Origin of the sequence: Frigoribacterium sp. Leaf172 (assembly GCF_001424285.1) — a bacterium.
GTDB lineage: Bacteria > Actinomycetota > Actinomycetes > Actinomycetales > Microbacteriaceae > Frigoribacterium.
This window is the reverse complement of the sequence record NZ_LMPB01000002.1, coordinates 327,897-349,735: the sequence shown is the minus strand read 5'-3', so window position 1 is coordinate 349,735 and position 21,839 is coordinate 327,897. Positions and strand designations below refer to the sequence as shown.

At 70.4% G+C, this 21,839-nt stretch carries 19 protein-coding genes; all 19 read left to right on the top strand.

Going from position 1 to position 21,839, the window contains the following annotated elements; all coding sequences use genetic code 11:
• The first annotated feature begins 41 nt into the window (after positions 1 to 41).
• The 19 genes from rpoZ (at position 42) to ASF89_RS07840 (ending at position 21,788) form a co-directional block, all read left to right on the top strand.
• On the top strand, positions 42 to 308 hold the full coding sequence (gene rpoZ / locus ASF89_RS07930; protein WP_055797372.1) for a DNA-directed RNA polymerase subunit omega: 267 nt from the start codon (positions 42 to 44) through the stop codon (positions 306 to 308).
• Positions 309 to 474: 166 nt separating this feature from the next.
• Positions 475 to 1,695: a methionine adenosyltransferase gene (gene metK, locus ASF89_RS07925; RefSeq protein ID WP_055814799.1), complete on the top strand. Its 1,221-nt coding sequence runs from the start codon at positions 475 to 477 to the stop codon at positions 1,693 to 1,695.
• 32 nt (positions 1,696 to 1,727) lie between these two features.
• A complete protein-coding gene (locus tag ASF89_RS07920; protein ID WP_055813646.1) occupies positions 1,728 to 3,761 on the top strand; it encodes a hypothetical protein in 2,034 nt (677 codons plus the stop codon).
• Between the two features lie 14 nt (positions 3,762 to 3,775).
• A complete protein-coding gene (gene fmt, locus ASF89_RS07915; RefSeq protein ID WP_055813643.1) occupies positions 3,776 to 4,771 on the top strand; it encodes a methionyl-tRNA formyltransferase in 996 nt (331 codons plus the stop codon).
• Positions 4,768 to 6,129 carry an RsmB/NOP family class I SAM-dependent RNA methyltransferase gene (locus tag ASF89_RS07910; RefSeq protein ID WP_055797384.1) on the top strand — a complete coding sequence of 454 codons (1,362 nt, stop codon included), beginning with the start codon at positions 4,768 to 4,770 and terminating at the stop codon, positions 6,127 to 6,129. The genes fmt and ASF89_RS07910 overlap by 4 nt, the downstream gene beginning before the upstream one ends.
• Positions 6,130 to 6,156: 27 nt before the next feature.
• On the top strand, positions 6,157 to 6,822 hold the full coding sequence (gene rpe, locus ASF89_RS07905) for a ribulose-phosphate 3-epimerase (protein WP_055797388.1): 666 nt from the start codon (positions 6,157 to 6,159) through the stop codon (positions 6,820 to 6,822).
• On the top strand, positions 6,819 to 7,082 hold the full coding sequence (locus ASF89_RS07900) for a phosphoribosyl-ATP diphosphatase (RefSeq protein ID WP_055797391.1): 264 nt from the start codon (positions 6,819 to 6,821) through the stop codon (positions 7,080 to 7,082). The genes rpe and ASF89_RS07900 overlap by 4 nt, the downstream gene beginning before the upstream one ends.
• Before the next feature lie 91 nt (positions 7,083 to 7,173).
• The gene (hisG, locus tag ASF89_RS07895) at positions 7,174 to 8,013 is read left to right on the top strand and encodes an ATP phosphoribosyltransferase (RefSeq protein WP_055813640.1); all 840 of its coding nucleotides are present in this window, start codon (positions 7,174 to 7,176) and stop codon (positions 8,011 to 8,013) included.
• Position 8,014: 1 nt separating this feature from the next.
• Positions 8,015 to 8,809: an imidazole glycerol phosphate synthase subunit HisF gene (gene hisF / locus ASF89_RS07890; protein ID WP_055797398.1), complete on the top strand. Its 795-nt coding sequence runs from the start codon at positions 8,015 to 8,017 to the stop codon at positions 8,807 to 8,809.
• Positions 8,806 to 9,198 (top strand): phosphoribosyl-AMP cyclohydrolase, encoded by a 393-nt coding sequence (gene hisI / locus ASF89_RS07885; protein WP_055813638.1) that lies wholly within the window; start codon positions 8,806 to 8,808, stop codon positions 9,196 to 9,198. The genes hisF and hisI overlap by 4 nt, the downstream gene beginning before the upstream one ends.
• Positions 9,191 to 10,714 (top strand): anthranilate synthase component I, encoded by a 1,524-nt coding sequence (locus tag ASF89_RS07880; protein WP_235476428.1) that lies wholly within the window; start codon positions 9,191 to 9,193, stop codon positions 10,712 to 10,714. Before hisI ends, ASF89_RS07880 begins: the two co-directional genes overlap by 8 nt.
• Entirely contained in the window at positions 10,714 to 11,328 is a 615-nt protein-coding gene (locus tag ASF89_RS07875; protein WP_055813635.1) for a Trp biosynthesis-associated membrane protein, read from the top strand. The genes ASF89_RS07880 and ASF89_RS07875 overlap by 1 nt, the downstream gene beginning before the upstream one ends.
• Positions 11,329 to 11,368: 40 nt before the next feature.
• Positions 11,369 to 11,623, top strand: coding sequence for a DUF6704 family protein (locus ASF89_RS07870; RefSeq protein ID WP_055814794.1), 255 nt, complete (start codon positions 11,369 to 11,371; stop codon positions 11,621 to 11,623).
• Positions 11,624 to 12,397, top strand: coding sequence for an indole-3-glycerol phosphate synthase TrpC (gene trpC, locus ASF89_RS07865; RefSeq protein WP_055813632.1), 774 nt, complete (start codon positions 11,624 to 11,626; stop codon positions 12,395 to 12,397). It abuts the gene before it with no gap.
• 1 nt (position 12,398) lies between these two features.
• Entirely contained in the window at positions 12,399 to 13,607 is a 1,209-nt protein-coding gene (gene trpB, locus ASF89_RS07860; RefSeq protein ID WP_055797414.1) for a tryptophan synthase subunit beta, read from the top strand.
• Positions 13,604 to 14,413, top strand: a complete 810-nt coding sequence (gene trpA / locus ASF89_RS07855; RefSeq protein ID WP_055797416.1) for a tryptophan synthase subunit alpha — start codon at positions 13,604 to 13,606, stop codon at positions 14,411 to 14,413. The genes trpB and trpA overlap by 4 nt, the downstream gene beginning before the upstream one ends.
• 74 nt (positions 14,414 to 14,487) lie before the next feature.
• Positions 14,488 to 15,489: a prolipoprotein diacylglyceryl transferase gene (lgt, locus tag ASF89_RS07850; RefSeq protein WP_055813629.1), complete on the top strand. Its 1,002-nt coding sequence runs from the start codon at positions 14,488 to 14,490 to the stop codon at positions 15,487 to 15,489.
• Positions 15,490 to 15,760: 271 nt separating this feature from the next.
• Positions 15,761 to 20,338, top strand: coding sequence for a glutamate synthase large subunit (gene gltB, locus ASF89_RS07845; RefSeq protein ID WP_055813626.1), 4,578 nt, complete (start codon positions 15,761 to 15,763; stop codon positions 20,336 to 20,338).
• Positions 20,331 to 21,788 (top strand): glutamate synthase subunit beta, encoded by a 1,458-nt coding sequence (locus tag ASF89_RS07840; RefSeq protein ID WP_055813624.1) that lies wholly within the window; start codon positions 20,331 to 20,333, stop codon positions 21,786 to 21,788. Before gltB ends, ASF89_RS07840 begins: the two co-directional genes overlap by 8 nt.
• Positions 21,789 to 21,839 lie beyond the last annotated feature (51 nt).

The following is a 21,839-nucleotide window of genomic DNA, read 5'->3' as shown; positions in this document are numbered from 1 at the left end:
GTCGGCACGCCGAGACAACGCACCACGAACGAGGAGTAACCATGGCCGACAAGAACAAGGGCATCATCGATCCCCCCATCGACGAGCTGCTCTCGAAGGTCGAGTCGAAGTACGCGCTCGTCATCTTCGCCTCCAAGCGCGCGCGTCAGATCAACGACTACTACGCGGACCTCCACGAAGGCAGCCTGTTCGACAACGTCGGCCCCCTGGTCGACAGCACGATCGACGACAAGCCCCTCTCCGTCGCGATGCACGAGATCAACGAGGACAAGCTCGAGGTCAAGCCGCTGGCGACGCCGGTCGACTGATCGCAGCGCCTTCAGGCGTGACGTCACAGTCCGACCACTGTCAGGGGTCGGTTCTAGACTCGTACGAGGCCCCCGGGAGACGATCCCGCGGGGCCTCGTCACGTCCACCGGTCCGACGCCAGAGTCGCGCCGCCCACCAGCCCACGAGGGGATCCCCTTGACCACGATCGACCACCACCACGCGAGCACGTCGACTCCGAGCGGCCTCCGGCTGTTCACCTCCGAGTCGGTGACCGAGGGTCATCCCGACAAGATCTGCGACCAGATCTCCGACGGCATCCTCGACGCTCTGCTGGCGGTCGACCCGGCGAGCCGCGTCGCGGTCGAGACCATGGTGACGACCGGCCTGGTCCACGTGGCCGGCGAGGTGACCACCAAGGGCTACGTCGACATCCCCACCATCGTCCGCGATCTGATCGTGGGCATCGGCTACGACTCGTCGGCCGTCAGCTTCGACGGGCGGACCTGCGGTGTCGAGGTGTCGATCGGCTCGCAGTCGCCGGACATCGCTCAGGGTGTGGACTCGGCGCTCGAGGCCCGCGGCGGTGACGACGACGAGCTCAATCGTCAGGGTGCAGGCGACCAGGGCATCATGTTCGGCTACGCCACCAACGAGACCCCCCAGTACATGCCGCTGCCCGTCTGGCTGGCCCACCGCCTCGCCGAACGTCTCGCCGGGGTGCGAAAGTCGGGCGAGCTAGACTATCTGCGACCCGACGGCAAGACGCAGGTCACGGTCGGCTACGACGGCGTGGTGCCGGTCACGGTCGACACTGTCGTGCTGTCCACGCAGCATTCTCCGACGGTCTCGAGCGAGCAGCTCGAGCGCGACGTGATCGAACACGTGATCCGGCCGGTCCTGGCCGACGCGGGCCTCGACTCGACCGGCACCCGTTTCATCATCAACCCCACCGGGCGGTTCGAGATCGGGGGGCCGCAGGGCGACGCCGGGCTCACCGGTCGCAAGATCATCGTCGACACGTACGGCGGCGCGAGCCGACACGGCGGTGGTGCCTTCTCCGGAAAAGACCCGTCGAAGGTCGACCGGTCGGCGGCGTACGCGATGCGGTGGGTCGCGAAGAACGCCGTGGCGGCCGGCCTCGCCGACCGTCTCGAGCTGCAGATCGCCTACGCGATCGGTCGGGCCGCTCCGGTCGGTCTCTACGTCGAGACATTCGGCACGGGCCACGTGTCCGATCAGGTCATCATCGACGCGGTCGGCGCGGTGTTCGACCTCCGACCCGCCGCGATCATCCGTGATCTCGACCTGCTCCGTCCCATCTACGCCGCGACGTCGACCTACGGTCACTTCGGCCGTGACCTCCCCGACTTCACCTGGGAGGCCCTCGACCGCGTCGACGCGCTGCGGGCCGCCGCCGGGCTCTGATCGGTGAGCGCACTCGGCCGGTCGAGGTCGTCATGACCCTGCTGCCCGATCCGACCCCCCGTCGCGTCGTCGCCCGTGTGCTCGTCGAGTCCCCGCTGCCTCAGCTCGACCGGCTCTTCGACTACAGCGTGCCGCCGCGGCTTCGCGACGTGATGGCTCCCGGGATCCGGGTCAAGGTGCCGCTCCGCTCGGCCGGACGCATCGCCGACGCCTTCGTGGTCGATCTGGTCGACGGCTCGGACCACGTCGGCGAGCTGAGCGAGGTCGAGGACGTCGTCTCCGAGGTGTCCGTCCTCGCCCCCGAGGTGTGGCGTCTCGCCCGTGCCGTCGCCGACCGCGCGGGAGGCTCGGCCAGCGACGTCCTCCGGCTGGCCGTACCGCCCCGGCAGGTGCGGGTCGAGAAGGCCTGGCTGGCCGGTCGGGCGGCCGAGACGGTGTCGGGCGCGGACGCCGACTCGGCTCCGCCGGCCGAAGCCGATCGAGCCGCCGCACCCGCCGAGATCACGGGCTATCGCGCCGGGGGCCTGCTCGACCTCGTGCCGGCGCGCGGGAGAGCCGCCGTGGACGCCATCCCGCTGCTCGTCGAGCTGTCCGAGGGCGGGGGATGGGTGGGGCACTGGGCCGTCACCGCCGCCCAACTCGCGGCGGTCGCGCTGGCGTCCGGGGACAACGCGATCGTCGCGGTGCCCGACTACCGTGACGAGGACCAGGTGCTGCGCGCCCTCGGCGCCGTCGTCCCCGCCGATTCCATCGTCCGTCTCGACTCCCGACAATCCAATGCGGACCGCTACCGGGCCCTTCTCCGCGCACGCGGGGACGACCCGGTCGTCATCGTCGGGAACCGATCGGTCCTCCTCGCGCCCTCCGTCCGGCTGGGCGTCATGGTCGTCTTCGACGACGGCGACCCGCTGTTCTCCGAACCGCTGAGCCCCTACGTCCACGCACGCGACACCGCCCTCGTCCGTCAGACCCAGCAGGGCTCGGCGCTCGTCTTCCTCGGGCACGCTCGCAGCACCGACGTCCAGCGACTGGTCGAGGTCGGATTCCTCGCCGAGGTGCGGCCCGATCCGCGCTATCAGCCGAAGGTGATCCCGACCTCCCAGCAGGCTGCGCACGACGGCTTCGCCGCACGGGCGCGCATCCCCTCCACGGCCTGGTCCGAGGCTCGGGCCGCGGTCGAGCACGGACCGGTGCTCGTCCAGGTGGCCCACCCCGGCTACTCGCCCCGTCTCGCCTGCACGGAGTGCGGCGACACGGCCCGCTGCCTCCGCTGCAACGGTCCGGTCGTCCAGCGACAGCAGGGTGCTCAGCCCGCATGCTCCTGGTGCGGAGCACTGGCCGCCGGGTGGCGCTGCCAGACCTGCGAGGGCACCGTCATGAAGCCCGTCGGCGCCGGCGCCGCCCGGACGGCCGACGAGCTCGGCAAGGCGTTCCCCGGTGTCAGAGTCGTCGTCGCCGACGGCACCCGACCGATCACGCACGTCGACGGCGAACCCGCGCTCATCGTCGCCACCCGCGGTGCCGAGCCGATCGCGGCCGGCGGCTATCAGGCGGTGCTGCTGCTCGACGGCGAGCGGATGCTCGCGCGCGAGAGTCTGCGCGTCGCCGAGGACTGCCTCCGCTGGTGGGCCAACGCGACGGCCCTCGCCGCCCGACGCGCCCCCGTCGTCCTCGTCGGGGTCGGCGGCGCCCTCGCCTCGGCCCTCGCCACCTGGGAGCTCGCCCGCTTCGCCTCGTCCGAGCTGTCGGATCGCCGTCAGCTGCGGTTCCCGCCCGCCGTCCGGGTGGCGACCGTGACGGGCACCGTCGACACGGTGGCCAGGGCGTTGTCCGAGCTCCCGAGCGACGTCCGGGGCGAGACCCTCGGCCCGGTGGACGTCCCCGAGGCGGGCGTCCGGGCCATCGTCCGGTTCGACGTGGGCAGGGGGGCCGAGGTGGCGCAGGTCCTGCGCTCCCAGGTCATCAGGGCGGCGACCGAGAGGCGCAAGGCGATCGGTCAGAAGCGCGGTCGCCCCGTCTCTACACTCAGAGTGCGGTTCGACGACGTCGAACCGTTCACCGACTGAACTCAGGAACCCTCGTGCGTCTCGTCTTCGCCGGCAGCCCCGCCGCCGCTCTGCCCTCCCTGCTCGCTCTCGCGGAGAGCGAGCACGAGATCGTCGGGGTGCTCACCCGCAGCGACACCCCCCAGGGGCGCAAGCGCGTCCTCACCCCGACACCCGTCGCCGTCGAGGCGGAGCGGCTGGGGCTGCCGGTCATCAAGACCCGCCGCATGACCGACGAGGTGTCCGCCCGACTCGCGGCCCTCGAACCCGATCTCGGTGTCATCGTCGCCTTCGGGGCGCTCCTCCGCGAGCCGGTCCTGTCGCTCCCGCGTCTCGGGTGGGTGAACCTCCACTTCTCCCTCCTGCCGCGCTGGCGCGGCGCCGCACCCGTGCAGCGCGCGCTCATGGCCGGCGACGTGACGACCGGGGCCGCCGTGTTCCAACTCGTCGCCGACCTCGACGCCGGCGACGTCTACGGAACCCTCGAGCACCGTCTGACGGGAGACGAGACCGCGGGCGCGCTGCTCGACGAGCTGGCGGTCTCGGGCGCGACGCTCCTCGGCCGGACCGTCGACTCCCTGGCCGCCGGAACAGCCGTCGGCGTGGCGCAGACGGGCGTGGTCAGCGTCGCCCCGAAGCTGACCATCGACGATGGCGCCCTCGATCTCCGTCGACCGGCGCGCGAGGTCCTCGACCGCTACCGGGGCACGACCCCGGAGCCCGGCGCCCACGTCCCCTTCGATGGAGCCCGGCTGAAGGTGCTCGAGCTGAGAGAACCCTCACCCGAACCCGCACCGCAGGGCGGCGACGACGCCGGCCGCGACGCAGCCTCGAGTCCGCCCGGACCGGGCGCCCTCGTCCGGTCGGGGCGATCGATCCTCGTCGGCACGGCGACCGGGCCCCTCGAGCTCGTCAGCGTCCAGCCGGCCGGCAAGAGGCCGATGGCGGCCGCCGACTGGTTCCGCGGGCTCCCTGACCGAGGCGCACCGCACCTCCTCGTCTCGCCCCTCCCCGAAGGAGATCACGAATGAGCCGGGTCCAACCCGCCCGCCGCGTCGCCCTCGACGTCCTCCGAGCGGTGTCCGACGACGACGCCTACTCGAACCTGCTCCTGCCGTCGCGCATCGCACGGGCCCGTCTCGACGCGGCCGACGCCGGTCTGGCGACCGAGCTGACCTACGGAACCCTGCGACTCCAGGGCTACTACGACCGCGTGATAGCCATCGCCGCGCGCCGCGCCGTCGAGAAGATCGACCCGGCGCTGCTCGACGTCCTCCGTCTCGGGGTCCACCAGCTGCTCTCGACGAGGGTCGCCACCCACGCCGCCGTCGACGAGTCCGTCGAGCTGGCGCGCGAGGTCGGCAGCAGGTCGGCCACCGGCTTCGTCAACGGCGTCCTCCGGACGGTCTCACGCACGACGCCCGACGCCTGGCGCGAGCGGGTCCTCGCCGGCGCGGTCGGTGTGGACGACCGTCTGTCCGCCGAATGGTCGCACCCCGCCTGGGTCGTGCGGGCGTTCCGCCAGTCGCTGACCGCCGAGGCGCGGGGCGACGAGCTGGTCGATCTCCTCGAGGCGGACAATCAGGCCCCACGGGTCAGTCTCGTCGCGCTGCCGGGTCTCGCCGAGGTCGCCGAGCTCGGCGGCCCGGGGGGCGTGCTGTCGCCGGTCGCGGCCACGAACGTCGGCGGCGACCCGTCGAATCACCCCGCCGTGCGCGAGGGTCGAGCGCGAGTGCAAGACGAGGGATCGCAGCTGGCGGCACTGATGCTGAGCCGGCACCGGCCCGTCGTCGGCGATGAGCGGTGGCTGGACATGTGCGCCGGTCCCGGGGGCAAGGCGGCCCTGCTCGGGGCCGAGGCCGCTCGCGGCGGGGCGAGGCTCCTGGCCAACGAGCTCGTGCCGGCGCGCGCGGGGCTCGTCCGGCAGGCGCTCGAGTCGGTTCCCGGCGAGATCGAGGTGCTCGAGGGCGATGCGACGCGCTTCGGCTCCGACCGGCCCGGGTCGTTCGACCGCATCCTGCTCGACGCCCCCTGCACCGGGCTCGGGGCCCTGCGGCGGCGCCCCGAGGCCCGCTGGCGGAAGCAGCCTCGTGATGTCGGCGAGCTCACCGAGCTCCAGGCGCGCCTCTTCACCAGCGCGGTGGACGCTCTGGCGCCGGGGGGCGTGCTCGCCTACGTGACCTGCTCGCCACACGTGGCCGAGACCCGGGCGATCGTCGAGACGGGCGTCCGCGGACGCGACGAGCTCACGGTGGTCGATGCGACGGAGACCGCCCGGCGCGTCGTCGGCTCGCCAGTCGATCTCGGCTCGGCTCCGTACGTGCAGCTCTGGCCGCATCGCCACGGGACCGACGCGATGTTCGTGGCCCTCATCGAGAAGCGCCGCTGACGCCGATCGCGTCGGTAAGATCGTCGGGTGCCCGTCCGCATCAGCCCCAGCATCCTGTCCGCCGACTTCGCGAACCTCGAGCGCGACCTGCATCGCATCGCCGACGCCGACCTGGTCCACGTCGACGTGATGGACGGCCACTTCGTCCCGAACCTCACCCTCGGGCTCCCCGTCGTGGAACGCCTGCAGCAGGTCAGTCCTCTGCCCCTCGACATCCACCTCATGGTGGACGACGCCGATCGCTGGGCTCCCCGCTACGCCGAACTCGGTGCGTTCTCCGTGACGTTCTCGGCCGAGGCCGCCGCGGACCCCGTCGCGACGGCCCGGGCCGTCCGCAGCTCCGGGGCGCGAGCCTCCGTCGCGGTCAAGCCCGGAACGGACATCGAGCCCTATCTCGCGACCCTCGACGAGTTCGACATGATCCTCGTCATGACCGTCGAGCCCGGGTTCGGCGGCCAGTCGTTCATGACCGAGACCATGCCGAAGCTCGCCCGCGCGCGTGCAGCGGTCGACCGCTCGGGTCTCGACGTCTGGCTCGAGGTCGACGGCGGCATCGACGTCTCGACGATCGTCACCGCCGTGGCGAACGGCGCGGACACCGTCGTGGCGGGTTCGGCCGTCTACGGCGGAGACCCGGCCGAGCGCATCGCCGCGCTGCGGGCGGCCGCCGCGACGGTACCCTTGACCTCGTGAAGACCTTCGACGAACTGTTCATCGAGCTCAGCGACAAGGCCCGCGATCGTCCGGAGGGCAGCAAGACCGTCGCCGAGCTCGACGCCGGCGTTCACCAGATCGGCAAGAAGATCGTCGAAGAGGCGGCCGAGGTCTGGATGGCCGCCGAATACGAGGGCGACACGGCCACGGCCGAGGAGATCTCGCAGCTGCTGTACCACCTCCAGGTGCTGATGGTGGCCAAGGGCTTGACCCCCGCCGACGTGTACCGACATCTCTGATCCGTCTCCGCACCCCTCCTCGATCGTCCGCAGCCGACGATCCGACGACACCAGGCCCCGACGGGCCGACCAGATCGGACACCGACAGACCATGCTCCGCGTAGCCGTGCCCAACAAGGGCTCCCTCAGCGAGACCGCAACAGCCATGCTCAGCGAGGCCGGGTACACCGGTCGCCGTGACACCCGCACCCTGCACGTCGAAGACCCCCGCAACGGCGTCGAGTTCTTCTATCTCCGGCCGCGGGACATCGCGACCTACGTCGGCTCGGGCGCTCTCGACGTCGGCATCACCGGGCGCGACCTCCTCCTCGACTCGCACTCCACGGCGCACGAGGTCGCCCCTCTCGAGTTCGGCGGCTCGACCTTCCGGTTCGCCGGCCCTCCCGGTCGCTTCACCGACCTGCGGGAGCTCCAGGGCACCCGAGTCGCGACGAGCTACGCCGGTCTCGTGGGGTCGTTCCTCGCCTCGCACGGCGTCACGGCCACCCTCGTCGGCCTCGACGGAGCGGTCGAGAGCGCGGTCAGACTGGGTGTCGCCGACGCGGTCGCCGACGTCGTCTCGACGGGAGGCACCCTGCGTGCCGCCGGTCTCGAGATCTTCGGGCCGGTCATCCTCGAGTCCACCGCGGTCCTCATCGCCTCCGACGAGACCGTCGACGGTCTGGCCGTCCTGCACCGTCGACTGCAGGGCGTCCTCGTGGCGCGCCAGTACGTGATGATGGACTACGACATCCCGGTCTCGAAGCTCGACGCCGCCACGACGGTCGCACCGGGGATGGAGTCCCCGACGATCTCCCCGCTCCACGACGCCGACTGGGCCGCCGTCCGCGTCATGGTCCGGCGCACCGACACCAACCAGGTGATGGACGCCCTCTACGACCTCGGCGCTCGCGCGATCCTGGTCAGCCCCATCCACGCCGCGAGGCTCTGAGATGACGAGCGCCGACCCCACGCTCGCCGTCCGCGTCATCCCGTGCCTCGACGTCGCGGCCGGGCGGGTCGTCAAGGGGGTCAACTTCCTCGACCTGCGTGACGCCGGCGACCCGGTCGAGCTGGCCCGCACCTACTACGAGCAGGGTGCCGACGAGATCACGTTCCTCGACGTCACGGCGACGGTCGACGAGCGGGCGACGATGTACGAGGTCGTGCGGGCCACCGCCGAGCAGGTCTTCATCCCCCTCACGGTCGGAGGCGGGGTGCGCTCCACAGACGACGTCGCTCGACTGCAGGCAGCCGGCGCCGACAAGATCGGCATCAACAGCGCTGCCATCGGCCGTCCCGACCTGGTCGGCGAGATCGCCGATCGCTTCGGCGCGCAGGCCGTCGTGCTCTCCCTCGACGTCAAGCGCTCGACCCGGACCCCGTCGGGCTTCGTCGTCACGACCCACGGCGGTCGGACCGAGACCGATCTCGACGCCCTCGAGTGGGCCCGCGAGGCCGTCGAGCGAGGGGCGGGCGAGCTGCTCGTCAATTCGATCGACGCCGACGGCACGCGCGAGGGCTTCGACCTCGAGCTGGTCGGTCTGATGCGCGGCGTCAGCCGGGTCCCCGTCGTCGCTTCAGGAGGCGCGGGTTCGGTCGAGCACTTCGCCCCGGCGATCGAGGCGGGTGCCGATGCGGTGCTCGCCGCCTCCGTCTTCCACACGGGCCAGTTGACCGTCGACGACGTCAAGCGCGAGCTGGCGGCGTCGGGCATCCTGGTCCGCCGTTCCCAGGAGCACTCATGACCGACGCCCTCACACGCGAATCAGTCGCCCCCGTCGTCGCCCAGGCGCGCTTCGACGCCGACGGACTCCTCCCCGCGATCATCCAAGAGGAGACCTCGAGAGACGTGCTCATGATGGGATGGATGGACGCCGAGGCCCTCACGCGGACTCTCACCGAGGGCCGCGTCACGTTCTGGTCCCGTTCCCGTCAGGAGTACTGGCGCAAGGGCGACACCTCGGGTCATGCGCAGTTCGTCCGCGCCGCCGCCCTCGACTGCGACGACGACGTCCTCCTGGTGACGGTCGAGCAGATCGGCGCGGCCTGTCACACGGGCGCTCACTCCTGCTTCGAGGTGGGCCCCCTCCACCCCGTCACGGCCGCTTCGATCGACGGCGGAGATCGTGGCTGACCGCGCCACCACCTCCCGCTCGGAGTTCGACGCCGCCCTCGACGGGCACCGCGTCGTCCCCGTCGTCCGCGATCTCTTCGGCGACGGGGAGACCCCCGTCGGCGTCTACCGGAAGCTCGCGGCCGGGCGCCCCGGCACGTTCCTCCTCGAGTCGGCCGAGCAGGGCGGCATCTGGTCGCGCTGGTCGTTCATCGGGGTCTCATCGTTCGGGGTCCTCACGACCCGCGGCGACGAGGTCGAGTGGATCGACTACGGCATGTCGCGCGACCGCGCTCTCGGCGACGCGACCGGTCGCCCCCTCGAGGTGCTTTCGGCTCTCTTCGAGCGGTGGGCGACACCCCGTCTCCGCGACATCCCGCCCCTGACGGGTGGTCTCGTCGGCTTCATCGGCTGGGAGGCCGTTCGCGAGCTCGAGTCGCTCCCCGATGCGCCGCCCGCCGAATTCGAGGTCCCGGCGCAGGCCCTCAGCTTCGTGAGCGAGCTGGTCGCCCTCGATCACCGCACCGGCGCCGTCCTCCTCATCGCGACGGTGCTGAACGATCGGACCGACTCGGCCGACGCGCTCTGGAGCGGCGCGCAGGCTCGACTCGACGATCTCCAGAGCCGGCTGGCCGAACCGAGCGAGGCGCATCTCTCCGACGTCGATCTCACCGTCGCCCCCGCGCCCGTCCGGCGTTCGAGCGATGACGAGTACGCCGCGGCCATCGAGCGGTCCAAGCGGTACATCCGCGACGGAGACGTCTTCCAGGTCGTCATCTCGCAGCGCTTCGATCACGAGCTGACGGCCGATCCGCTCGACGTCTACCGGGTCCTCCGGACCCTCAACCCGAGCCCGTACATGTACCTCGTCAGCCTCGACGACGTCGATGGCCGTCCGTACTCGATCGTCGGGTCCTCGCCCGAGGCGCTCGTCAAGGTCGACGGGCGACGCGCCTACACGCACCCCATCGCGGGCTCGAAGCCCCGCGGAGACACGCCTGAGGACGATCAGGCCTTCGCCGACCAGCTGGCCTCCGACCAGAAGGAGCGGGCAGAGCATCTCATGCTGGTCGATCTCGCCCGCAACGACCTGCTCAAGGTCTGCACACCGGGGTCGGTCGAGGTGACGGAGTTCATGCAGGTGGAGCGCTTCAGCCACATCATGCACCTCGTCTCGAGCGTCGAGGGCGATCTCGCGCCCGGGCGCAACGCGATCGACGCCTTCCGTGCGACGTTCCCGGCCGGCACGCTGTCGGGCGCCCCCAAGCCCCGGGCGCTCGAGATCATCGACGAGCTGGAGCCCGCGCAGCGCGGCGTCTACGGGGGAGTGGTCGGCTACTTCGACTTCGCCGGATCCGCCGACGTGGCCATCGCCATCCGGACGGTCCTGCTGCAGGGCGGGGTCGCGCGGGTCCAGGCCGGGGCGGGCCTGGTCGCCGACAGCGACCCCGTCGCCGAGAACGAGGAGGCGCGCAACAAGGCGGCGGCTCCCTTGCGTGCCGTGGCCGTGGCCAACGCCATGACGAGGCTCACCTGATGACCGCCCGACGCCTCAAGCTGTACACGATCCTCCTCGGCGTCCTCCTCGCCGGAGTCGTCCTGCTCGCGTGGACGCAGCCCTGGTTCGAGCTGGTCATCCGCCTGCCTCAGGGCGGCACCGCCCCCGTCACGGCCGGGGGCGACGTCGCCGGCGGCGCCTTGTCGGCGCTCTCGCTCGCCAGCCTCGCCCTCTTCGCCGCCCTCAGCATCGCCGGGCGGGTCTTCCGGATCGTGCTCGGCGTCCTCCAGACCCTCCTCGGGGTGTCCGTGGCCCTCGGCGCCGGAACCTCCCTCGCGGATCCGATCGGCGCATCGGGCGCGCCGATCACGACGGCCACGGGCGTCGAGGGCGCGTCCTCGCTCGTCGATCTGGTCGACTCGGTCTCCGCCACCCCCTGGCCCTGGATCGCCCTCGTCGTCGGCGTCCTGTCGGCTCTCCTCGGCGTGGCGGTCGTCGTGCTCTCCGGGGCCTGGCCCCAGGCGACTCGGAAGTACTCGGCGACGCGGCTCGTGGCGGCGGACCCGGCCACGGACCCCGCCGCCGCGTGGGACACCCTCTCCGGCGGAGACGACCCCACCGAGGATCCCGCCTCCCCGGGCCGCAGCCGGTAGACTCGAGCAGTCCCATCTTGATCCAAGGAGCACCGTGAGCATTCAGACGAAGCCCGACGACCGCCACGAGGCCGCCGAAGACCTCGGTCACGGCAACTCGCCCGCCGCCTGGACGGCTGTGATCATCATGCTGGTCGCCTTCTCGATCGGAACCGTCGCCTTCTTCCTCGCGATCCCGTGGATCGTCTGGGCCTCCGCCGGCCTCGTCGTCGTGGGTCTCGTCGTCGGGCTCGTGCTGAAGCGCGTCGGCTACGGCGTGGGCGGTCACCGCTACGTGCCGAAGGCGCACAACTAAGTGCTCGACGATCTCTACGCCGGGGCTCTCGCCGATGCCGAGGCTCGGCGTGAACTGGTGTCGCTCGCGGACGTCGAGGCCGCGGCCCTCGCACGGCCCCCGGCCTTCGACGCCGTCGCCGCACTCCGCCCCGCCGACCGGGTGAAGATCATCGCCGAGGTGAAGCGGTCGAGTCCCTCACGAGGCGATCTCTCCGACATCGCCGATCCGGCCTCGTTGGCCGTGTCGTACGCCGCCGGCGGAGCCAGCGCGATCAGCGTCCTCACCGAGGGTCGGCGTTTCAAGGGGACCCTCGCCGACCTCGAGGCGGTGCGCCATGTCGTGGACGTCCCCGTGCTCCGCAAGGACTTCATCGCAGATCCTTACCAGGTCTTCGAGGCGAGGGCGGCCGGGGCCGACCTCGTCCTCCTGATCGTGGCCGGGCTCTCCCAGCCGCGACTGCTCGAACTGCACGACCTCGTCAGGTCCCTCGGCATGACCGCCCTGATCGAGACCCACTCCGCCGACGAGGTCCGTCGTGGTCTCGACGCCGGCGCGGAGCTCCTCGGGGTCAACGCCCGCGACCTCACGACGTTCGAGCTCGATCGCGACCTCTTTGGCCGACTGGCCGACGGCATCCCCTCGGGCGTGGTGCGCATCGCCGAGTCCGCCGTCGCGTCTCCCGACGACGTCGCCCACTACCGTCGCGCCGGCGCCGACGTCGTGCTCGTGGGCGAGGCTCTCGTCACGCACGGCGATCCCGTCGACGCACTCACCCGCTTCCTGGAGGTCTGAATTGGCACTGCGCGATGAGACGGGGCCCTACTTCGGCTCCTTCGGCGGACGATTCGTCCCCGAGTCCCTGGTTGCGGCTCTCGACGAGCTCGACGCCGCGTACAAGGCCGCGGCGGTCGACCCCGAGTTCCAGGCCGAGCTCCGGGCCCTGCACGCGACCTACACCGGTCGTCCGTCGATCATCACCGAGGTCCCTCGCTTCGCCGAGCACGCCGGGGGAGCGCGGGTGATCCTCAAGCGCGAAGACCTGAACCACACGGGTTCGCACAAGATCAACAACGTGCTCGGACAGGCCCTCCTCGCCCGCAAGCTCGGCAAGACCCGCCTGATCGCCGAGACCGGCGCCGGCCAGCACGGCGTCGCCACGGCCACCGCCGCCGCCCTCTTCGGGATGTCGTGCGTCGTGTACATGGGCCAGGTCGACACCGAGCGTCAGGCGCTCAACGTCGCCCGCATGCGCCTCCTCGGAGCCGAGGTCGTCTCCGTCACGACCGGTTCCCGGACCTTGAAAGACGCCATCAACGACGCGATGCGCGACTGGGTCGCCAGCGTCGACACCACCCACTACGTGCTCGGCACGGTCGCGGGTCCGCATCCCTTCCCGGCGATGGTGCGCGATTTCCACAAGATCATCGGCGAGGAGGCCCGCGAACAGGTGCTCGCACTCACGGGTGCGCTCCCCGACGCCGTCACCGCCTGCGTCGGCGGCGGGTCCAACGCCATGGGCATCTTCCACGCGTTCCTCGACGATCCCTCGGTCGAGCTGTGGGGATACGAAGCGGGCGGCGACGGGGTCGAGACCGGGCGTCACGCGGCCTCGATCACCCTCGGTCGCATCGGCAATCTCCAGGGCACCAAGTCCTATCTCATGCAGGATGAAGACGGACAGACCCTCGAGAGCCACTCGATCTCCGCCGGTCTCGACTATCCGAGCGTCGGTCCCGAGCACGCGTGGCTGTCCGAGAGCGGGCGGGCGCACTACGAGCCGGTCACCGATGCGGAAGCCATGGCGGCGTTCAAGCTCCTCACTCAGACCGAGGGCATCCTCCCGGCCATCGAGACGGCTCACGCCCTCGCGGGCACGATCAAGCTCGGCCAGCGTCACCCGGACTGGACGATCCTCGTCTCCATGAGCGGTCGAGGCGACAAAGACGTGGCGACGGCCAGCCGCTACTTCGGCGTCCTCGACGAAGAGGCGCAGCAGCTGTGAGCGCCGAGCAGGTCTCGGGCAGCAAGGTCGCGGCCGCGATCCGAGCCCGTCGCGACGCGGGTTCCGGTGCGGTCATCGGCTATCTGCCCGTCGGCTTCCCCGATCTGGCCACGAGCATCGAGGCCGCGGTCACGCTGGCCGAGAACGGGATCGACGTCATCGAGCTGGGCATGCCCTACTCCGACCCGGTGATGGACGGCCCCGTGATCCAGGCCGCCACGCAGAAGGCTCTCGCCGAGGGCTTCCGGGTCCGCGACGTGTTCACCGCCGTCCGCGAGATCACATCGCGTGTCGACGCCCCCGTCGTCGTCATGACCTACTGGAACCCGGTCGAGCAGTACGGCGTGCAGCGTTTCGCCGACGACCTCGCCGCGGCTGGCGGAGCAGGGCTCATCACCCCCGATCTCATCCCCGACGAGGGCTCCGCCTGGATCTCGGCAGCCGAGGCGGCGGATCTCGACCGGGTCTTCCTCGCCGCCCCGTCCTCGAGCGACGCCCGGCTGCGTCAGTCGGTCGAGGCCAGCCGCGGCTTCGTCTACACCGTCTCGACGATGGGCATCACGGGCACGCGCACCGACGTCGACTCGGCAGCCCACACCCTCGTCGACCGGCTGCGCGCAGCCGGCGTCGAGTACGCCTGCGTGGGTCTCGGCATCTCGACGGCCACGCAGGTCCGCGAAGTGCTCGAGTACGCCGATGGAGCCATCATCGGCTCGGCGTTCGTGCGCGCCCTCGCCGACGGGGGTCTCGAATCCCTGGCGGCCGTCGCCGCCGATCTGTCGTCTGGCGCGGCCGTCTCGAGCTGACTCCCGCTCGCGCTAGAGTCGTTCCGCGTCGGCCCGCCGACACCCCGTGTTCCCCGTGAAAGGCGTTACCGCCCGTGTTCGTTCCCCTGAGCATCCCGAGTCCGTCCGCCGACTGGCAGTACTTCGACGTCACCTCGTGGATCAACGAGACCTTCGGCGCCTCGCTGCCCGGGTCGCTGCGCATCCACGCCTACGCCCTCTGCATCCTGGCCGGCATCGTCATCGCGGGCATCATCACCAATCAGCGCCTCAAGCGCCGCGGCGCCGAGAACGGCGTGGTCATCGACGTCATGCTCTTCGCCGTCCCGATGGGCATCATCGGGGGCCGGGTCTTCCACGTGATCACGCATCCCGGTGACTACTTCTCGTCACCGGACCAGTACATCCACGTCCTCTTCATCTGGGAGGGCGGGCTGGCCATCTACGGGGCTCTGCTGTTCGGGGCCGTCGGCGTCTGGCTCGGCTGCCGGTACTCGGGTCTGCGCTTCTGGACCTTCGCGGACGCCCTGGCTCCCGGGCTCCTCGTGGCCCAGGCGTGCGGTCGCCTCGGCAACTGGTTCAACAACGAGCTGTTCGGCATGCCGACCGACCTGCCCTGGGGTCTCGAGATCGATTCCAGCAATCCGGCGTACCCGACCGGGCTCCCCGAAGGCACGCTCTTCCACCCGACCTTCCTCTACGAGATCGTGTGGATGCTCGCCGGGGTGGCGATCCTGCTCCTGATCGAGCGCAAGACGACGCTCGAGTGGGGCAAGGCCCTGTCGTTCTACCTCGTCTGGTACGGCATCGGCCGCGCCTGGTTCGAGTCGATCCGAACCGATCCCAGCCTCCTCTTCTTCGGCATCCGGACCAACGTCTGGATGAGCTTCGCCGCCATCGTCCTCGGCATCGTCATCTACGTCGTCGCGACGCGTCGACACCCCGGTCGCGTACCCGGCGCGTACGCCCCGGGGCGGTCGCCGATCGAACGCGACACTGAGCTAGACTCGCGACGCACGGAGGCGGACGACGACGAACCCGAACTGGTCGCCGTCGGAGCATCGGACGACGACGCCGATACCACACACCGCTCCTGAGGCACACCGCCTCCAGGATCACCGCACCAGGCCAGGGCAGTCACGACTCGACCGAGTCAGACCGACCTCCAGCCGGAGCCGCCTCCGCATCGAGAACCACCTCACGACCGCCACAAGCTGTCAGGGCAACTCCGCTGAGCCGAAGCACCACCGGACAACCGAACCACCGTCCGTCGGCGACCGACGCACGCCGCACCTCCGCGGCGACGTCCAGTGACACGGGCCGACGACGTCCCGACTCCTACAGGATCTCTTCGTGAGGACGGATTCCATGGCCCCCACGCCAGCCCACCAGCAGTTCAGCACGGTTCCCGCCGCCGCCGGTCTCTACGACCCGCGCAACGAGAAGGACGCGTGCGGCCTCGCCATGGTCGCGACCCTCCGGGGCACGGCCGGGCACGACATCATCGACGCGGCGCTCGGAGCGCTCCGCAACCTCGAACACCGCGGTGCGATCGGCTCCGACGCCGGCACCGGTGACGGCGCCGGCATCCTCTGCCAGATCCCGGACGCCTTCTTCCGCGACGAGGTCGCCTTCGAGCTCCCCCGGCCGGGGGAGTACGCCGTGGGCATCGCCTACCTGCCCCTCGACGAGCAGGAGCGCGCCGAGCTCAAGACCGGGATCGAGCGCATCGCGGACCTCGAGCACCTCGACGTCCTCGGCTGGCGCGACGTGCCGGTGCGTCCCGACGAGCTGGGCACCCTGGCACGCAACGCCATGCCGGCCTTCGAGCAGATCTTCCTCGCCAGCCGTCAGCGGGATGCCGACGGGAACCGCCTCTCGGGAGTCGAGCTCGACCGGCGGGCGTTCCGTCTCCGGAAGCGGGCCGAGCGCAAGCTGTCGGCGTACTTCACGTCACTGAGCAGCCGCACCATGGTCTACAAGGGCATGGTGACGACGCTCCAGCTGGAGCCCTTCTACCCCGACCTGAGCGACGAGCGCTTCGCCTCGAAGCTGGCGATCGTGCACTCGCGGTACTCGACGAACACGTTCCCGTCGTGGCCGCTCGCTCAGCCCTTCCGGATGATCGCCCACAACGGGGAGATCAACACCGTGCGCGGCAATCGGAACTGGATGCGGGCGCGCCAGTCGCAGCTCGAGTCCGAACTGATCGGCGACCTCAAGCCCATCCTCCCGATCGTCAGCCCCGGTGCCAGCGACTCCGCCTCGTTCGACGAGGTCGTCGAGCTGCTGAGCCTGACGGGACGCTCGCTCCCGCACGCGATCATGATGATGGTGCCGGAGGCCTGGGAGAACCAGGTCGACATCGACCCCGAGCTGCGCGACTTCTACGAGTACCACTCGATGCTCATGGAAGCGTGGGACGGCCCGGCGGCGATCACGTTCACCGACGGATCGGTGGTCGGCGCGACGCTCGACCGGAACGGCCTGCGTCCCGGTCGCTATCTCGTCACCGACGACGGCCTGGTCGTGCTCGCCAGCGAGATCGGCGTGCTCGACATCGACCCCGCGAAGGTCGTCCGCAAGGGTCGACTCCGACCCGGCAAGATGTTCCTCGTCGACACCGAGGCCGGTCGTCTCATCGAAGACGACGAGATCAAGCGCGAGCTCGCCTCCTCGGCTCCGTACGGCGAGTGGCTCTCCGAGGGGCGCATCCACCTCTCCGAACTGCCCGACCGCGAGCACATCGTCCACACGCCGGCCTCCGTCACGCGGCGCCAGCGGACCTTCGGCTACACCGAAGAGGAGGTGCGGATACTCCTGGCGCCGATGGCGAAGACCGGGGCCGAGCCCCTCGGGGCCATGGGGAGCGACACTCCGATCGCCGTCCTCTCCGAGCGCCCGCGCCTCCTGTTCGACTACTTCACCCAGCAGTTCGCGCAGGTCACCAACCCGCCGCTCGACTCCATCCGCGAGCAGGTGGTGACCTCTCTCAAGCTCGGTCTCGGTCCGGAGCGCAACCTCCTCTCCGCCACGCCCGAGCACGCCCGCCAGGTGATCCTCGACTTCCCGGTCATCGACAACGACGAGCTCGCGAAGATCCAGCACATCGATCCCAGCCCGGGTTCGCGCGTCACCTCGACGATCCGGGGGCTCTACCGGTCGGACAAGGGTCCGCGCGCCCTCGAGAAGCGCATCGCCGCGATGTGCAACGAGGTCGACGACGCCATCGAGGCGGGTGCGGAGTTCATCGTGCTCTCCGACCGCGACTCCAACCAGGACTTCGCCCCCGTGCCGTCGCTGCTGATGGTCGCAGCCGTCCACCATCACCTGATCCGCACCGAGAACCGCATGAAGGTCGGTCTGATCATCGAGGCAGGCGACGTCCGCGAGGTGCACCACGTCGCGACGCTGATCGGCTACGGCGCCTCGGCGGTGAACCCGTACCTCGCGATGGAGACCAGCGAGAACCTCGTCCGTTCGGGCATGATCACCGGCCTCTCGCCCGAAGACGCCGTGCACAACCTCATCAAGGCCCTCGGCAAGGGCGTGCTGAAGATCATGTCCAAGATGGGCATCTCCACGGTCTCCAGCTACGCCGCCGCCCAGGCCTTCGAGGCCGTCGGTCTCAGTCGCGAGTTCGTCGACACGTACTTCACCGGGACGTCGACGATGCTCGGCGGCATCGGCATCGACGTGATCGCCGCCGAGAACAAGGAGCGCCACCTCAGCGCCTACCCGGCCGACGGTTCGGTCGTCGCGCACGAACGGCTGGCGACCGGCGGCGAGTACCAGTGGCGCCGCGAGGGACCGAAGCACCTCTTCAACCCCGACACCGTCTTCCGGCTCCAGCACGCCACCCGCACGCGGCGCTACGACATCTTCCGCGAGTACACCAAGCTCGTCGACGACCAGTCGGAGGACCTGATGACGCTGCGCGGCATGTTCGCGTTCAAGCACGGCGTCCGGCCCGCGATCCCTCTCGACGAGGTCGAGCCGATCGAGGCCATCGTCAAGCGCTTCTCGACGGGCGCGATGAGCTACGGATCCATCTCGAAGGAGGCGCACGAGACCCTCGCGATCGCCATGAACCGTCTGGGCGGCAAGTCCAACACGGGTGAGGGCGGCGAGGACGTCGAGCGTCTCCTCGACCCGGAGCGCCGCAGCGCCGTGAAGCAGGTCGCGTCGGGACGCTTCGGGGTCACGAGCATGTACCTCACCCACGCCACGGACATCCAGCTCAAGATGGCTCAGGGCGCCAAGCCCGGCGAAGGCGGTCAGCTGCCTCCGACCAAGGTCTACCCGTGGGTGGCACGGACGCGTCACGCGACTCCCGGCGTCGGGCTCATCTCGCCCCCGCCTCACCACGACATCTACTCCATCGAGGACCTCAAGCAGCTCATCTTCGACGTCAAGCGCGCGAACCCCACGGCTCGTGTGCACGTCAAGCTGGTCAGCCAGTCCGGGATCGGCGCGGTGGCGGCCGGTGTGACCAAGGCGCTGGCCGACGTCGTGCTCGTGTCCGGTCACGACGGCGGCACCGGCGCCAGCCCCCTCAACTCGCTCAAGCACGCGGGGACCCCCTGGGAGATCGGGCTCGCCGAGACGCAGCAGACGTTGATGCTGAACGGCATGCGCGACCGCGTCGTCGTGCAGGTCGACGGCCAGATGAAGACCGGTCGGGACGTCATGATCGCCGCTCTCCTGGGCGGCGAGGAGTTCGGCTTCGCGACCGCGCCGCTGATCGTCGAGGGCTGCATCATGATGCGCGTCTGCCACCTCGACACCTGCCCTGTGGGCGTCGCGACGCAGAACCCCGAGCTGCGGGCCCGCTTCTCGGGCAAGCCGGAGTTCGTCGTCAACTTCTTCGAGTTCCTGGCCCAGGAGGTGCGGGAGTACCTCGCCGAGCTCGGTTTCCGCAGCCTCGACGAGGCGATCGGCCGCACCGACGTGCTCGATGTCGACCGCGCGGTGGACCACTGGAAGGCGTCGGGTCTCGACCTCGAGCCGGTCCTGGTCGGACCGGTCTTCGCCGACGACGAGCCGCGGCGCAACCGCCGTCCGCAGGAGCACGAGCTCGAGAAGCACTTCGACGTCGGTCTCATCGCCCGCAGCATGGACGTGCTCGAGAACGGCGGACGCATCGACATCAGCCTGCCGATCCGCAACACGGAGCGCGCGGTGGGCACGATGCTCGGTCACGAGGTGACCGTGCGCCACGGCGAGAACGGACTGCCCGAGGGCAGCATCGACGTGACGCTCAGTGGTTCCGCCGGTCAGTCCCTCGGGGCCTTCCTCCCCGCGGGCATCACCCTGCGACTCGAGGGCGACAGCAACGACTACGTCGGCAAGGGGCTCTCAGGCGGCAGCATCGTCGTCCGCCCCGACCGGGCGAGCACGTTCCCCGCGGAGGACAACGTCATCGCGGGCAACGTCATCGGTTACGGAGCGACACGCGGCAGCATGTTCATCCGCGGCATCGTCGGCGAGCGGTTCCTGGTCCGCAACTCCGGCGCCAGTGCCGTCGTCGAGGGCGTGGGCGACCACGCGCTCGAGTACATGACGGGCGGCCTGGCCGTCATCCTCGGCGACACCGGCCGCAACCTCGGTGCCGGCATGTCCGGGGGGACCGCGTACGTCCACCGTCTCCGGACGGAGCGGGTCAACTCCGACGCCCTGGCCTCGGGGGAGCTGCAGCTCCATCCCCTCGGCAGCGCCGACGTCGAGATCCTCACGGACCTCCTCTCCCGGCACCTCGCCGAGACCGGGTCCCCGGTGGCGGAGCGCATGCTCGACGACCTCGAGACCACCGTGTCCGAGTTCGTCAAGGTGCTGCCCCGCGATTACGCCGCCGTCCTCGCCACCCGGCAGACGGCCGTCGACGAGGGTCTCGACCCCGATGGCGACGAAGCATGGAAGCGAATCCTGGAGGTGACCGGTGGCTGATCCCAAGGGATTCCTGAAGACGCAGAAGCGCGAGCTCCCGAAGCGTCGACCCGTATCGGTGCGACTCATGGACTGGAAAGAGGTCTACGAGCAGCAGGAGTCCGGCGAGCTCCGGCGTCAGGCCGGGCGCTGCATGGACTGCGGCGTGCCGTTCTGCCACCAGGGGTGCCCGCTCGGGAACCTCATCCCGGAGTGGAACGACCTCATGTGGCGCGGCGAGGGGCGTCAGGCCATCGAGCGGCTGCACGCGACCAACAACTTCCCCGAGTTCACGGGTCGTCTCTGCCCCGCTCCCTGCGAGTCGTCCTGCGTGCTGGGCATCAACCAGCCGCCGGTGACGATCAAGCAGGTCGAGGTGTCGATCATCGATCAGGCGTTCCAGAACGGCTGGGTCACCCCCCACCCGCCCGAGCGACTGACGGGGAAGACCGTGGCCGTCGTGGGCTCCGGTCCCGCCGGTCTCGCGGCCGCCCAGCAGCTGACGCGGGCCGGTCACACGGTGGCCGTCTACGAGCGCGACGACCGCATCGGCGGTCTCCTCCGGTACGGGATCCCCGACTTCAAGATGGAGAAGAAGCAGATCGAGCTGCGTCTGGCGCAGATGCAGGCTGAGGGCACGCGCTTCCGCGCAGGTGTCGAGATCGGGCGCGACATCACGTGGGATGACCTCCGTGCGCGGTACGACGCCGTGGTCGTCGCGACGGGTGCCACGGTTCCCCGCGATCTCCCCATCCCCGGTCGCGACCTGTCCGGCATCCACTTCGCCATGGAGTACCTCGTCCAGCAGAACCGGGTCGGTGCCGGCGACACGGTGATCGACCAGATCACGGCCGAGGGAAAGCACGTCGTCGTCCTCGGCGGCGGCGACACCGGTGCCGACTGCATCGGGACGGCGCACCGTCAGGGTGCTCTCTCCGTGACCAATCTGGCCATCGGGCAGCAGCCTCCCGAGGAGCGCCCCGAGTCGCAGCCCTGGCCGATGTTCCCGACGGTCTTCGAGGTCTCGAGCGCTCACGAGGAGGGCGGAGAGCGCATGTTCCTCGCGTCGACGGTCGAGTTCCTCCGCAACGACGTCGGCGAGGTGCGCGCCATCCGCGTCGCGGAGACCGAGTACCTCGACGGTCGTCGCGTCCCCAAGGCCGGTACCGAGCGCGAGATCCCCGCCGACCTCGTCCTCCTCGCCCTCGGGTTCACGGGACCCGAGCGCGACGACCTCGAGGCTCAGCTGCGCCTCCCCGTCGACGAGCGCGGATCGCTGGTCCGTGACAAGACGTACAAGACCAGCGAGGCCGGCGTCTTCGTCACCGGCGACGCCGGTCGCGGGCAGTCGCTCATCGTCTGGGCCATCGCCGAGGGTCGCGCCGCGGCCTCCTCCGTCGACGCCTATCTGGAGGGGCAGACCACTCTGCCGTTCCCCGTCCGGCCCACGGATCGCTCCATCTCGGTCTGACGGTCCGCCTCGGCGGGAATAAGCTGGGAGGGCGGGACCGAGCCGTCCACA